14 protein-coding genes and 1 pseudogene are annotated in these 13807 nt (G+C 72.2%); 9 read left to right on the top strand and 6 right to left on the bottom strand.

Annotated features, from left to right (window positions below; all coding sequences use genetic code 11):
• Positions 1–143 precede the first annotated feature (143 nt).
• From ACFYXB_RS17930 to ACFYXB_RS17905, 6 genes are all read left to right on the top strand, one after another.
• Positions 144–749: a sulfite oxidase-like oxidoreductase gene (locus ACFYXB_RS17930; protein WP_351347715.1), complete on the top strand. Its 606-nt coding sequence runs from the start codon at positions 144–146 to the stop codon at positions 747–749.
• Positions 742–1497, top strand: a complete 756-nt coding sequence (locus tag ACFYXB_RS17925; protein WP_389583100.1) for a ferredoxin reductase — start codon at positions 742–744, stop codon at positions 1495–1497. The genes ACFYXB_RS17930 and ACFYXB_RS17925 overlap by 8 nt, the downstream gene beginning before the upstream one ends.
• 287 nt (positions 1498–1784) lie before the next feature.
• On the top strand, positions 1785–2369 hold the full coding sequence (locus ACFYXB_RS17920) for a hypothetical protein (RefSeq protein ID WP_389583184.1): 585 nt from the start codon (positions 1785–1787) through the stop codon (positions 2367–2369).
• A gap of 130 nt (positions 2370–2499) precedes the next feature.
• Entirely contained in the window at positions 2500–3468 is a 969-nt protein-coding gene (locus ACFYXB_RS17915; protein ID WP_389583097.1) for an acetylxylan esterase, read from the top strand.
• A 124-nt stretch (positions 3469–3592) separates the two neighbouring features.
• Positions 3593–4759 carry a serine hydrolase domain-containing protein gene (locus ACFYXB_RS17910; protein ID WP_389583095.1) on the top strand — a complete coding sequence of 389 codons (1167 nt, stop codon included), beginning with the start codon at positions 3593–3595 and terminating at the stop codon, positions 4757–4759.
• A gap of 127 nt (positions 4760–4886) precedes the next feature.
• Positions 4887–5636: a GntR family transcriptional regulator gene (locus tag ACFYXB_RS17905; protein ID WP_389583090.1), complete on the top strand. Its 750-nt coding sequence runs from the start codon at positions 4887–4889 to the stop codon at positions 5634–5636.
• A gap of 134 nt (positions 5637–5770) precedes the next feature.
• Here the strand turns inward: ACFYXB_RS17905 and ACFYXB_RS17900 are convergent, their stop codons facing one another.
• On the bottom strand, positions 5771–6496 hold the full coding sequence (locus ACFYXB_RS17900; protein WP_351347706.1) for a class I SAM-dependent methyltransferase: 726 nt from the start codon (positions 6494–6496) through the stop codon (positions 5771–5773).
• A 4-nt stretch (positions 6497–6500) separates the two neighbouring features.
• A complete protein-coding gene (locus ACFYXB_RS17895) occupies positions 6501–7064 on the bottom strand; it encodes a PadR family transcriptional regulator (RefSeq protein ID WP_389583087.1) in 564 nt (187 codons plus the stop codon).
• Positions 7065–7134: 70 nt separating this feature from the next.
• Here ACFYXB_RS17895 and ACFYXB_RS17890 point away from each other — a divergent pair, with 70 nt between their 5' ends.
• Positions 7135–7533, top strand: coding sequence for a nuclear transport factor 2 family protein (locus ACFYXB_RS17890; RefSeq protein WP_351347702.1), 399 nt, complete (start codon positions 7135–7137; stop codon positions 7531–7533).
• A gap of 286 nt (positions 7534–7819) precedes the next feature.
• Here ACFYXB_RS17890 and ACFYXB_RS17885 read toward each other — a convergent pair whose 3' ends face one another.
• The 4 genes from ACFYXB_RS17885 to ACFYXB_RS17870 all read right to left on the bottom strand — a co-directional run bounded on the left by ACFYXB_RS17885 (position 7820) and on the right by ACFYXB_RS17870 (position 11487).
• A complete protein-coding gene (locus tag ACFYXB_RS17885; RefSeq protein WP_389583084.1) occupies positions 7820–9067 on the bottom strand; it encodes an RNA polymerase sigma factor in 1248 nt (415 codons plus the stop codon).
• Entirely contained in the window at positions 9064–9405 is a 342-nt protein-coding gene (locus ACFYXB_RS17880) for a YciI family protein (protein WP_389583081.1), read from the bottom strand. The genes ACFYXB_RS17885 and ACFYXB_RS17880 overlap by 4 nt, the downstream gene beginning before the upstream one ends.
• Positions 9402–10145 (bottom strand): nuclear transport factor 2 family protein, encoded by a 744-nt coding sequence (locus tag ACFYXB_RS17875; RefSeq protein ID WP_389583078.1) that lies wholly within the window; start codon positions 10143–10145, stop codon positions 9402–9404. The genes ACFYXB_RS17880 and ACFYXB_RS17875 overlap by 4 nt, the downstream gene beginning before the upstream one ends.
• A gap of 193 nt (positions 10146–10338) precedes the next feature.
• A complete protein-coding gene (locus tag ACFYXB_RS17870; protein ID WP_389583076.1) occupies positions 10339–11487 on the bottom strand; it encodes a cytochrome P450 in 1149 nt (382 codons plus the stop codon).
• 174 nt (positions 11488–11661) lie between these two features.
• On the opposite strand from ACFYXB_RS17870, the gene rho reads away from it, so the two are divergent.
• Positions 11662–12810 carry a transcription termination factor Rho gene (gene rho / locus ACFYXB_RS17865; RefSeq protein ID WP_389583074.1) on the top strand — a complete coding sequence of 383 codons (1149 nt, stop codon included), beginning with the start codon at positions 11662–11664 and terminating at the stop codon, positions 12808–12810.
• Between the two features lie 105 nt (positions 12811–12915).
• A pseudogene (locus tag ACFYXB_RS17860) lies at positions 12916–13800 on the top strand (D-alanyl-D-alanine carboxypeptidase family protein); the annotation flags it as partial.
• Positions 13801–13807: the final 7 nt, after the last annotated feature.

Genomic DNA, 13807 nt, shown 5'->3' with positions numbered 1-13807 from the left:
GCGGGAGAGTTCACACGGCTTTAATGATCGCCGGGCGACCCGGGACCGAGGCAGGTCCGAGGCCCACGTACGGTTGAATGCGTAAGCAATCAGTGCGCGTCAGCGCAGCACTACGCGTCAGCACCTGGGCAGGCAGCACTTCAATGAGCGTCACCCGCGGCTTCACCGGCCGCCCACGCGTGAGCAACGCCGGGCTACCCCCCGGGCAGTACGACGCGGGCGACGACTGGCCCGTGCTGTCCGCGGAGGTCACGCCCGACCTGGCGCCGGCCGACTGGACGTTCCGCGTGGACGGGCTGGTGGCCGAGCCGCGCACCTGGAACTGGGACGAGGCGCACACCTTGCCCGCGTCGGCGTACGAGGGCGACATCCACTGTGTGACGAGCTGGTCGAAGTTCGGGGTGCGGTTCGGGGGCGTCTCGCTGGACGCGTTCCTCAATGTGGTGCGGCCCCATGGGTCCGCCACCCATGTCCTCGCCTACTCCCACACCGGCTACACCACCAACCTCCCGCTCGCGGACCTCACGGGCGGGCGGGCCTGGATCGTCTGGGAGTACGGCGGTGAGCCGCTGGCCCCGGAACACGGCGGCCCGGCGCGGCTGCTGGTGCCGCACCTGTACTTCTGGAAGAGCGCCAAGTGGATCGCGGGTATCACGCTCCTCGACCACGACCAGCCCGGTTTCTGGGAGCAGAACGGCTACCACGCGCGCGGCAACCCCTGGCAGGAACAGCGGTACGCCGGTGACTGAGACCTTCACTCCCCCGACGCGCTTCGCGGTGCCCGGACGCATCGCGGTCGGCGACCAGACCGCGTCGACCTGGCAGCCGGCCACCCTCACCGAGATCCGGCGCGAGACCCCGCACGCCGCGACCTTCCGGTTCGCGGTGCCCGCCTGGGCCGGGCACCTGCCCGGGCAGCACCTGATGCTGCGGCTGACCGCCGAGGACGGCTACACGGCCCAGCGCCACTACTCGATCGCGTCCGCGCCCGACGCCTCGGGGCACATCGAGCTGACCCTGGACCACGTCGAGGGCGGCGAGGTCTCCGGCTGGTTCCACACCGAGGCCCGGCCCGGTGACACGGTCGAGGTGCGCGGCCCGCTCAGCGGCTTCTTCGCCTGGCCCGGGGACCGGCCCGCGCTGCTGGTCGGCGCGGGGTCCGGAGTCGTGCCGCTCATGTCGATGATCAGGCACCACCGGGCCCAGGGACTCACCGTGCCGCTCAGGATGCTGGTGTCCGCGCGCGCTCCCGAGGAACTGATCTACGCGCGGGAACTCGGCGCCGAGACGACGGCCGTGTTCACTCGCAGTGCGCCGAAGGGTGTGCCGGTGGGACGTATGGCCGCCGCACATGTGGCCCCGCTCCTGGCCGCGCAGCCGCCCAGTGGGTGGGAAGCCTATGTGTGCGGCTCCAACGGATTCGCCGAGCACGCCTCGCGCCTCCTCGTCGAGGCGGGCCAGCCCGTGGACCGCATCCGCATCGAACGCTTCGGCTGAGGCCCGGCCGACGCCCGGACGCCTGGACGCCGCACGGACAGAGGGCGGCCCGGCGGCGGGCGCCGGATCACGGGTGGTGCGCAAGTCGGCGTCGAGCGCCGCTGTGGGCTCCTTCGCCACGCTGAAATCTCGGCGGTGTGTGGTTCGTGAGGTGAGCGAGCGGTGTCGTACGGGGTACGACATGGGTGTGGACGCTCGCATCCGTGCGCGGTGCGCGGGGAGCGGTGGACCGGCCCCCACAGGGTGCCGCCCGGCCCTCCGGCTCCGGTGACGGCGAGGAGGTCGACATGCGAACCCGGGTGCGCGGCTGGCGTTGGCGGCGCAATCCGCTGCGGCGCCGGTCGGATGTCGTGGAGGCATGGACGGCGGTGGTCGTCGCCGTCCTGCTGTGCGTGGCCGCGCCCCTGGCAGGGGCGCTGGCGGGCCTGTGGGCCCACGACGCGGCGCGGTCGATCGCCGCGGTCCAGCGGGCCGAGCGGCACCGTGTCCGCGCCGAGGTGCTCGGCAGCACACCCGACCAGCTCCCCACGGTGCAGGGCGGCAGGGAACACGCCTACCGAGCGACGGTGCGCTGGACGGAGCCGGGCAAGGGGACGTGGACGGCGGTGGCCCGGGTCCCGGCGGGGACACATCAGGGTGACGTGGTGGACGTGTGGTTCGACTCCCGGGGACGCGATGTGACCGCGCCACCGGGCGACGTCGCGATCTGGCAGCACACCGTCACCATCGGCGTCTTCGCCGCAGGCGGAGCGGCCGGCGTGGTGCTGCTCGGCCACGGCGTCGTACGACGGGTCTCGCTCCGGCACCGGCTGAACGAGTGGGAGCGGGAGTGGGCCCGTACAGGTCCGGACTGGACGCGCGGCCGGACGTGAAGCCCACTCGCACATGGGGCCCGCTCGCACATGGGGCCCACGCGCACCTCGGGCCGGGCCCTGGCGACCGGTCGGACCGTCCACGTACGGTGAGATCATTCGCAGTCATCCTTCGCAAAGGCGGTTGTCGATGCCCCTGTTCGACCTCTCTCCCGAGGAACTCCGCGCGTACCGCAGCGAGTCCCCGGAGCCCGAGGACTTCGACGCCTTCTGGTCCAAGACGCTCCAAGAGGCCCGCGAGCACGATCTGGACGCGCGTTTCGAACCGGTCGACACCGGCCTGTCCACGGTCCAGGTGTTCGACGTGACGTTCGCCGGTTTCGGTGGCCACCCCGTCAAGGGCTGGCTGCTGCTGCCCGCCTGGGCGGAGGAACCGCTCCCGCTGGTCGTGCAGTTCGTGGGCTACGGCGGCGGGCGCGGCCTGCCCCACGAGCATCTGCTGTGGGCGTCGACGGGCCGGGCGCACTTCGTGATGGACACGCGAGGCCAGGGCAGTGCCTGGGGTGGCGGGGGCGACACGGCCGACCCGGTGGGCGGTGCGCCCGCGTACCCCGGTTTCATGACCCGAGGCGTCGACGCGCCGGAGAACTACTACTACCGCCGGGTCTACACGGACGCGGTGCGCGCGATCGAGGCGGCCCGCTCGCATCCGCTGACCGACGCGACGCGGACCGTGGCGCTCGGCGCGAGCCAGGGCGGCGGCATCACCCTCGCCGTGGGCGGGCTGGTGCCCGACCTGGTGGCGGTCGCCCCGGACGTGCCGTTCCTGTGCGACTTCCCGCGCGCGACAACACTGACGGACCGGCACCCGTACCGGGAGATCGGTCTCTATCTCAAGACCCACCGCGGCCGCACCGAGGACGTCTTGCGCACGCTCTCCTACTTCGACGGCGTCCACTTCGCGGCCCGCGGCCGGGCTCCCGCCCTGTTCTCCGCGGCGCTGGAGGACCAGACCTGCCCGCCCTCCACGGTCTTCGCCGCGTTCAACGCCTGGACCCACGACAACAAGTCGATCGAGGTCTACGACTTCAACGACCACGAGGGCGGCGGCCCGTTCCAGGAGGCGGAGAAGCTGCGCTGGCTGCGTTCGTACGCCTGAGCAGTCCGGTGGCCGCGTGATTCCTGCACCATCACCCTTCCCTCCGGTCCGACCAGTCGGTACGTTCGGGGTGCCCGGGTCGCAGCGTCGCGGCCCGGGCTTTCCGGCGGACGACGGAGGGCCCATGCCCGAGCACGTGCCAGACGTTCACGGTCACTGCGACGCGCGCTTCGCGGCGGTGCGGCAGGCGTTCGAGGAGAACTTCCGGGACCGGGACGAGCTGGGCGCCGCGGTGGCGGTGACGGTCGACGGCGAGCCGGTGGTGGACCTGTGGGGCGGGTGGGCCGACGAGGCGCACACCCGGCCGTGGGAGCGGGACACCCTGGTCAACGTCTGGTCGACGTCGAAGGGACCGGTGGCGCTGTGCGCGCACATCCTCGCCGACCGGGGGCTGCTCGACCTCGACGCACCGGTGGCGGCGTACTGGCCGGAGTTCGCGGCGGCGGGCAAGGAGCGGGTCCTCGTACGGCACCTCTTGTCGCACCGCGCCGGCCTGTCCGGGCTGCGCGAGCCGCACTCGCTCGAGCAGCTCTACGACTGGGAGCTGACGACCGCCCGGCTCGCGGCGACGCAGCCGTGGTGGGAGCCGGGGTCGCGCTCGGGGTACCACGCGCTGACGTACGGCTTCCTGGTCGGTGAGGTGGTGCGGCGGATCTCGGGGCTGCTGCCGGGGGCGTTCCTGGAGCGGGAGGTGACCGGCCCGCTCGGAATCGACTTCACCATCGGGCTGCCGGAGAAGGAGTCCGGCCGGGTGGCCGAACTGGTGCATGCGCGGGGCGGGCTGACCAGTGAACAGGCCGCGATCTTCAGCCAGTTGGCACCCGCAGCGCTCGCGGCGCTGACCAATCCGGTGGTGGGCGCCGCGCAGGCCAACACCCCTCAGTGGCGCGCCGCCGAGATCCCGGCCGCCAACGGGCACGGCACGGCGCGGGCCGTCGCCGCGCTGTACGGCGTGTTCGCCGGGCGGGGCTCCCACGGCGGCCGGCTCGTCCTGTCCGCCGAAGCGGCCGAGCGGGTGCGCGAAGGGCAGGGCAGCTGCCGGGATCTGGTGCTCGGGGCCGGTTTCGAGAGCGAGACGGAGATCGGTCTCGGTCTGTGGCTCAGCGGACCGAACGGTTCGTACGGGCCGAATCCGCGGGCTTTCGGACACGACGGCTTCGGCGGTTCGTGTGGGCTCGCCGACCCGGAGGCCGGGGTGTCGCTGGGCTATGTGATGAACCGGATGGGGCCGCGCATCGCCGACGATCCCCGGAAGATGGCCCTGGTGGACGCGCTGTACAGCGCGCTGTGACACGGGGGCACGGTTCACTTTCGGCCGAACCGGCCGACCGCACTTCCCTAATGGTTTAGACCAATGCTAGATGTGGTCGCGCAATGAGCCCACACGGCTACGTCTTGTCACCAACAGGAGGCGCGGCATGGCCCGCACCACCCCCCACGAACACTCGCAGACCGACGACCAGTCCCCGCCGCTGTACTGGCGGATCGCCACGGAGTTGCTCGGCGAACTGCGCGACGGCACCATCCCGCCAGGTGAACGACTGCCCGGCGAGCGGCAGTTGGCCGGGCACTTCGGGGTCAGCCGGGAGACCGTCCGGCAGGCACTGGAGGTGCTGCGGCGAGACGGGCTGGTCGCCACCGACCGTCGGGGCAGCCACGCGAGTCTGACCGGTAGACCGTTGGAGGACCCGGTGTCCCTCGCATTCCCGGTGGGCGTACGGACCGCGGACCCCTGCGCGGTCGACCGGACCACCGTGACCTGGGAGGCTCCTCCGCCGGAGCACGCCGCCGCGCTGGGGCTCGCCCCGCTTCGGCCGACGCTGGTGCACCGCTACCAGTCGGCCGCGCCCGACGGCCGTACCCTGCGCACCGCGGTGACGTCGTTTTCCGCGGTGGCGCTGTCCGAGGTCGAGGAGCTGGGTCGCTACCGGGACCGCGCGGACGGTGCGGCGGCCGCGCAGTTGCGCCGGGCCTACGACTGGATGCGCAGGGCGGGACTGACCCTGCACCACCGGGACGCCATCACCCAGCTCGCGGACGCCTCCTCGGTACGGGTGACCCGACGCGTCCACGACCAGTACGCCCGCCCGCTGGAGATCACGGACCTGGTCGTGGACACGAAACAGGACACGCTGGTCTACGAGTTCACGCTGCCGGCGGCGGTCTGACAGAGTCGGCGCCGTGGAGATATCCCTGCGTGCGCTTCAGGACAGCGATCTGCCCGTCTTCTGGGAGCAGTTGACGGACCCGAGTTGCAGCGGATGGCGGCGTCACCTGACGTTGATCTGAACGGCCAAGCCGGTCAGGGCAGTCGGCGGGCCCTGACCAGGCGGGCCCGGGGCGTGCCGTCGTCGCGGTGACCGAACTCGGGAAGAACGAGCAGGTCCACCTCGAAGCCGGCGCGCCCCAACTCGGTGAGGACCGTGCCGAGTCGGAAGGCCCGGTAGTACATGACGAACGGCGGCCGCCACACGGCGTTGCGGACACGCATCGCCGTGTCGAAGCCGAGCAGCAGCCAGAAGCCCAGGCCCGAGGGGCGGGGCGGCGCGAGGACGGGGAACGCGAAGGTGCCGCCCGGCCGGAGCACGGAGTGGACCTGGCCGAAGAGTCCCGGGAGTTCGCGGGGCAGGAAGTGACCGAACGCCCCGAAGCTCACCACCAGGTCGAAGGCCGGCCCGAACGGGAGAGCGCGGGCGTCGCCGCGCACCCAGGCGACATGCGGCCCCTGCGGGCGGGGTCGGCGCCGGGCGACGTCGAGCATGCCGGCGCTGAAGTCGATCCCGGTGACGCTCCCCCGGCAGACGCGCGCCAGCACGTCCATTCCGGCGCCGGTGCCGCAGCACAGGTCGAGTCCGTCCTCGAAGGGGCCGGTGCGGTCGAGTGCCGTGGCGACGGACTCCAGCACCGACTCCGGGGTCCGGAAGGGGGTGTGGTCGAACTTCGGGGCGAGCAGGTCGTAGCCGTGCTCCACGGACGACATTGCCTGGACGGCGAGTTCGCGCAGACTGGGACCTTCGGGGCTGAACATCCGGTCAGCCTAGGGGAACTCGCTGTTCCAGGACGGCTAGAACCCGTTGGCACCAGCGCAGGTTCTCCTCCTCGAAGGCGATCCCGCCCATGAGAGTGAGGTACGGGCCGATGCGGTCGGCCGTGCGCAGGTGCTCCTCCTCGGTCCGCCCGTCCAGGAGGCGTTCGCGCACCCGTTCATAGCGTGCGAGCTTGCCGCGTGCCCAGGACATGCGTTCCTCGATCAGCGCGCGGGTCGCCTCAGGGTCGCCGCCGTCCATGGCCTGGATCTTGATGAGGAGTTCGTCGCGGATGGCGGTGGGCCGCCGGGGCGGCTCGTCGGCGAAGGCGCGCAGGTCCGCCCGGCCGGCCTCGGTGAGCGTGAACATCCGCTTGTCGGGACGGCGTTCCTGCCGCACCACCCGTGCCTCGATCAGACCGTCCTGCGCGAGGCGCTCCAGTTCCCGGTAGAGCTGCTGCGGGGTGGCGGGCCAGAAGTTCGCGAGGGAGACGTCGAAGACCTTCGACAGCTCGTAGCCCGAGGCCTCGCCCTCCAGGAGCGCGGCGAGGACGGCGTACTTGAGGGACATGTGGACACGTTAACAGCCGGTGATTATTCTCATCCGCACCTACTCAAATAATTGACTATGGGGTGATCCGATGCAGGCGTTCCGCAAGGCGGTCGAGGCGGGGGACCTTGACGCCGTCGAGGCGCTGCTGGCCGAGGACGTCGTGTTCTCCAGCCCGGTCGTGTTCAAGCCGTACGCGGGCAAGGCGATCACCGCGGCGATCCTGCGCGGTGTGACGCGGGTCTTCGAGGACTTCCGCTATGACCGTGAGCTCACCGGGCCCGACGGCCGCGACCACGCCCTGGTGTTCACGGCTCGGGTCGGCGAACGGGAGCTCAGCGGCTGCGACTTCATCCATGTCGGCGACGACGGGCTCATCGACGAGCTCACGGTCATGGTGCGTCCGCTGTCGGGCGCCCAGGCCCTGGCGGAGGCCATGGGCGCCCAGTTCGACCGGATCACCAAGGAGGCGGAGGCACGGTCCGCGTGAGCGGACGACCAGCCGCTGCCGGACGGCGGAGCGTGCTCAGCGGTCGGCGGGGATCCACTCCGCCGACCGGACGCCGTCCCGCATTCCGGCCTCCGGTCCGCCGCGGCGTCCGGGGTGCCGGGGCGCGATCGGACGGCGGCGTTTCGGAGGCACTGTGCACCGGGCGGCGGCGGCCCCGCGAAAGGGCCGCGGCGAGCAGGCGTGCGGCCGGTCGTACGAAGGCGGCGGTCGTGGGAGTCTCCCGTGCGGTCCTTCGGATCCCTTGCACCCCACCGACGAACGGCACTCAGCCGGATCGACACTCAGCGAGCCGCTTCTCCAGGAACCGGCGCTCCGCGTCGTTCTCGACGAGGTCCAGCGCCCGCGCGTACGCTTCGGCGGCCTCCCGGGCGCGGCCGAGGCGGCGCAGCAGGTCGGCGCGGGTGGCGGGCAGCAGGTGGTATCCGGCCAGTTCGCCCTCCCGCTCCAGCTCCGCCACCAGGGCCAGACCGGACTCGGGGCCCTCGGCCATGCCCACGGCGACGGCCCGGTTCAGGCGTACGACGGCGGAGGGGACATGGCGCCGGAGTTCGCCGTAGAGCGCCGCGATGTCGGACCAGTCGGTGTCCTCGGCCGTGGGCGCGGTGGTGTGGCAGGCGGCGATGGCGGCCTGGATCTGGTACGGGCCGGGCCGGCCGCGGCGCAGCGTCGTCTCCAGAAGGGCGGTGCCCTCGTCGATCTCGGCGCGGTCCCAGGCGGTGCGGTCCTGGTCCTCCAGGGTGACCAGTTCACCGGCCGCGTCGACCCGGGTGGCGCGGCGGGCGTCGTGCAGGAGCAGCAGGGCCAGCAGGCCGAGCACCTCGGGTTCGTCCGGCATGAGACGGGCCAGGACACGGGCGAGGCGGATGGCCTCGGCGCACAGGTTCGCGCGCACCAGGTCGGCGCCCGCGGTGGCCGCGTAGCCCTCGTTGAAGAGCAGGTAGAGCACACCGAGGACCCCCGTGGTGCGCTCGGGCAGCAGGTGCGCGGGCGGGACGCGGTACGGGATCCCCGCGTTGCGGATCTTGCGTTTGGCCCGCACCAGCCGCTGGGCCATGGTGGCCTCGGGGACGAGGAAGGCGCGGGCGATCTCGGGCGTGGTCAGACCGGCGAGGGTACGAAGGGTGAGCGCGACCCGTGCCTCGATGGGCAGCGCCGGATGGCAGCAGGTGAAGATCAGCCGGAGCCGGTCGTCCCGGACTCCGCTGTCATCGTCGTCGTACGACTCCCCGTCCCGCGTCAGCACGGCCACCTCCCGCAGTTTCTCCGCCCCCACCGCCTCCCGGCGCAGCACGTCCAGGGCCCGGTGGCGGGCGGTCGTGTTGAGCCAGGCGCCGGGGCGGCGCGGCACTCCGTCGCGCCGCCACCGGTCGAGGGCCTGGGCGAAGGCGTCCTGGGCGCACTCCTCGGCGAGGTCCCAGTCGCCGGTCACCCGGATCAGGGTGGCGACGACCTGGCCCCATTCCTCTCGGAAGGCGGCCGCGACCGCCTCCTCGACCTCGTCCGTGTCACTCACTCCCAGACCGGCCGCACCTCGACCGAGCCGCCGGCCAGCGCGGCCGGGTGCCGGGAGGCGAGTGAGATGGCCTCGTCGAGGTCGGCGACCTCGACGATGTCGATCCCGGCGACGTACTCCTTGGACTCCGCGAACGGGCCGTCGCTGAGCAGGACTTCGTCGCCCTGGACGCGGACGGTGGTGGCGTCGGACACGGGGCGCAGACGTGCTCCGCCCCGGCCGATGCCGCGGCTGCGCACCTCGTCGATGTACGAGGTGAAGCGCGGGTCGACGGCGATCTCGGCGGGGCTGAGCTCCTCGCCGCCGACCGGGGTGCAGACGAACAGTACGTACTTCATGACCGCTCCTTCGTGGTGCGGCTCTCAAGTGGCGCGGAGATGTGCTCGTGGGCGATCAGCCAGCCGAAGCCGGCGTCGCGGTAGCCGGTGGTCAGCCGGACCACGCGGTCGAGCGGCTCTCCGCCGACGCGGGTTCCGCGCAACTGGACGAGGGCGTGGCTGAAGGCGCTGCCCTCCCCCGGCCGTACCCGCAGTTCGAGGACGTCGCGGTGGAGGGGCCCGGTCAGCGTGGCGAACCACCCTTCCACCGCCTTGCGCAGGGCGCCGATGCCGATCAGCTCCTCGCCGCCCATGAAGTGGAACGCCTCGACGTCCGGGGCGTAGCAGGCCATCGTCCGGTCGATGTCGCGCTCGCGCGCGGCCGCGGTCAGCTCTGCGTCGAGCCGGCGGATGTCCGTCTCCGCGTCGGCGCCGCCCTCGTCCCAGAAGGGACGCACCTCCATCGCGCCGATCGTCGCCACGGGGTGCTGCGCGGCGATCGCCACCGCCTCCTCCAGGTTCGCGCAGTCCACGACGTCGAACCCGGCGACGTACTCCTTCGTCTCGGCGAACGGACCGTCGGTGCGCAGCACCTCGCCGTCGCGCACGCGCACGGTGACCGCCTCGACGGGCCGGCGCAGTCGGTGGCCGTAGAGCCGCGCGCCGCTGCGGACGCCGTGCTCCTCCACCCAGGGCTCGACGGGTGCCATTCCGGAGGCGTCGGCGGTGTCGTCACCGCAGACCAGCAGCATGTACTTCATGGTTCCTCCCGGTGTTCATGAGCTTCCTGCACCCCACCGACGAACGGGAACGCCCCGAATCGACACCTCGGTCGAAAAAACTACGCGCGCGGGCGGGCCGGGTCCTGGCGACACCCGCGATCACGCCTGATCGCCGTACCTCTGTGGAGGCACGGTTGCCTCACCGCAAGAGCGCCCTTCGCCGCCGCTCGGCTCAGGAGTTCAGCCGCACGGGAAGAGTCCGCACGCTGTTGCCGACAAAGCTGGCGTGGCGGGCGAGTTCGGCCTCGGGGTCGGCGAGTGCGAGAGCGGGGAAGCGGGTGAACAGTCGCTCCAAGGCCGTCGTCGCCTCCAACCGGGCCAGCGGGGCGCCGAGGCAGTAGTGGGCGCCGTGTCCGAGCGACAGGTTCCGTACGGCTCCGGGGCGCGCCGGCCGTGTGACGTCGAAACGGTCGGCGTCCGGGCCGTACGCGGCGGTGTCGCGCCCGGCGGCAGGGTACCCGGCCAGCACGGGCGTGCCCGCCGGAATCAGCGTCCCGTCGACGGTCAGGTCCCGCACCAGGTACCGGAACGGGAAGTAGCTGACCGGCGCGTCCCAGCGAAGTGTCTCCTCCACGACGTCGCCCCAGCTCGCCCCGCCCTCGCGCACGAGGTCGAGCTGGTCGCGGTGACCGCACAGGGCCCGTACGGCGTTGGTGATCAGGTTCAGCGTGGTCTCGTGCCCGGCGATGATCATCAGCACGAGCGTGCCGATCAGCTCAGGCGGGCTGAGCCGGTCGCCGTCCTCGTCGCGGGCGGCGATGAGCGCGCTGGTGAGGTCGTCGCCGGGCCGCTCGGTCTTGGCGGCGGCGATCTCACCGAGAACGGTCACGAGTTCGCGGTTTGCGTCGACGGCCCGCGCGGGCGTGATGTCGGTGGCGACGACCTGGTTGGACAGGTGATGCAGCCGGTCCCGGTACGGCTCGTCCACGCCGAGCAGCTCGCTGATGACGCCCATGGGCAGCGGCAGCGCGAAGTGCCGCCGCAGATCAGCGACTCCGTCATCCGCCTCGGCGGCACGGGACAGGTCGTCGAGCAGGGAGGATGTCAACTCCTCGATCTCGGGCCGGAGTTCCTCCACCCGCCGGGCCGTGAACGCCCGGCTCACCAGCGACCGCAGCCGCCGGTGGTCATCTCCGTCGGCCGTGGTCATGCCCTGCACGGTCGCGAAGGTCGCCAGCGGCCAGCCCTCGGGGATCCGCCCGTCCCGCAGCGCCCCCCACAGCCGCGGCTCTGCCCCGAGTGGTACAGTGCGGTCAGCACTTGTGTACGCCCTGCTGAGGGCGCCGGTGCCAGTTTCTCCTCGGCTCGCCGAACCGCCCACCGTTCAGGTCGGCGCGGCAGCCTTTCCGCACACCTCGTCGGCAGGGGTCGTAGCACTGCCGTACCCGAGGTGTTCACCGCCGCCGAGGCGCGCTCGTACGCCCTCGCTCGCGGCCCCTCCCCCTTCTTCGCATGCCTGATGCCAGGCCACCCGTCCATGAGAGGACCACCCTTCATGACCACCACACTCGAACACCCTCCCGTACAGGAGCAGCCCCAGGCCCCCCGGCTCGTCACCGGTGTCCTCGACATCGACGCGCACGGGAAGGGGCAGCTGCGGGCCGAGAGCTGCCTGCCCTCGCCCACCGATCCCCAGGTCTCCCCCGCGCTGATCCGCCGGTACGGGCTGCGCAAGGGCGACCTCGTCGAAGGCGCGCGCGGGGCGCAGCGCTCTCTCACCGAGGTCGCGCGCGTCAATGGCCGTGCGGCCGAAGAGCTGCGCGTGCGCCGCCACTTCCGGGACCTCACTCCGCTGCACCCGAGCGAGCGGATCCGTCTCGAACACCCCGCGTCCGGCCTCGCCGGACGTGTCACCGACCTTTTCGCCCCCGTCGGCAAGGGGCAGCGCGGGCTGATCGTGGCCCCGCCGAAGACCGGCAAGACCGTGCTGCTCCAGCAGATCGCGGCGGCCGTCGCCGGCAACCACCCCGAGTGCCGCCTGATGGTGGTGCTCCTCGACGAGCGTCCCGAGGAAGTCACCGAAATGCGGCGCTCAGTGCGCGGTGAGGTGTACGCCTCGACCTTCGACCGGGCGCCCAAGCAGCACATCGCGCTCGCCGAGCTCGTGATCGAACGGGCCAAGCGGCTCGTGGAGGAGGGCGAGGATGTCGTCATCCTGCTCGACTCCCTGACCCGGCTGTGCCGGGCCCACAACAACGCGGCCGCCGCCGGGGGCCGCACCCTGAGCGGCGGCGTCGACGCGACGGCCCTCATCGGACCGAAGCGGTTCTTCGGCGCCGCACGCCGCGCCGAGGAGGGCGGTTCCCTCACGATCCTGGCCACCGCCCTGGTGGACACCGGCTCGCGTGCCGACGGCTTCTTCTTCGAGGAGCTCAAGAGCACCGGCAACATGGAGCTCCGGCTCGACCGGGAGCTCGCCTCCCGTCGGCTGTTCCCGGCCGTCGACCTCACTCCGTCCGGTACCCGGCGCGAGGAACTCCTGCTGTCTCCGGCCGAGTTGACGGCCGTACGCGGTCTCAGGCGCGTCCTGCAGTCGAGGGACGGAGGGCCGGCGAACCTGGAGACCCTGCTGGAGCGGATGCGCGAGACGCCCGACAACGCGACGTTCCTGCGCCGGGTCCAGCCGACGCTGCCGACGGACTGACCGGCGGCGCGCCGGGACCGGCCACGTGCGGCATCCGGGTTGCTCACGGTCCCCGTTCGGCCCGGCAGCGTGGCTGGGGGGCGACCCCGTTCCTACGTTGATCGTATGACTATCGGATTCTCTTCTAGGGTGGCCGCGTCGGCCTGCGCCCTCTGTGTGGCGGGCGTCCTGGCGCTCACGCCTCCCGTGGCCGCCGCCCACTCCGGGTCGGCGGAGCCCAGCCCACCGGGCCGGCAAGGGGACGCGGTGCCGAAGGCGTCGCTCCTCTACGGTTCGGGGACACAGGTCAGACTGCGCCCCGGGACCCCCAACGTGCCGGAGGTCTCCGCACTGTCCTGGGTGGTGGCCGACGCCCGCACCGGCGACGTGCTCGCCGCGAACGACGCGCACCGCAAGCTGCCCCCTGCCAGCACGCTGAAGACGCTGTTCGCCCTCACCGTGCTGCCGGCACTGCCCGCCGACGTCCGGCACACCGTGACGGAGCAGGAACTGGCCGACGTCGGCCCCGGCAGCAGCGTGGTCGGCGTCAAGGAGGGGCACACGTACCAGGTCGCCGACCTGTGGCGCGGGGTCTTCCTCAGCTCGGGCAACGACGCCGTCCACGTCCTGGCCGCCCTCAACGGCGGCTGGGACACCACGGCCGCCCGGATGCAGGCCAAGGCGCGTGCCCTGGGCGCCCGCGACACCCACGTCGTCTCACCAGACGGCTACGACGCCCCGGGCCAGGTGTCCTCGGCGTTCGACCTCGCCGTCTTCGGCCGCGCCGGGCTGCGCAGCCCGGACTTCGCCCGCTACTGCTCGACCGCCTCGGCCGGATTCCCGGGCGACGTCGGGTCGTACGGCATTGAGAACACCAACCGGCTGCTGACCGGGCACGACGGCGTGGCGCCGTACCCCGGCCTGATCGGCATCAAGAACGGCTACACCACCAAGGCGGGCAACACCCTCGTTGCCGCCGCGCGCCGGGGCGATCGCACCCTCGTGGTGACGGTGATGA

Origin of the sequence: Streptomyces sp. NPDC002619, assembly GCF_042889305.1 — a bacterium.
GTDB lineage: Bacteria > Actinomycetota > Actinomycetes > Streptomycetales > Streptomycetaceae > Streptomyces.
This window is presented reverse-complemented; position numbering and strand designations above follow the sequence as displayed.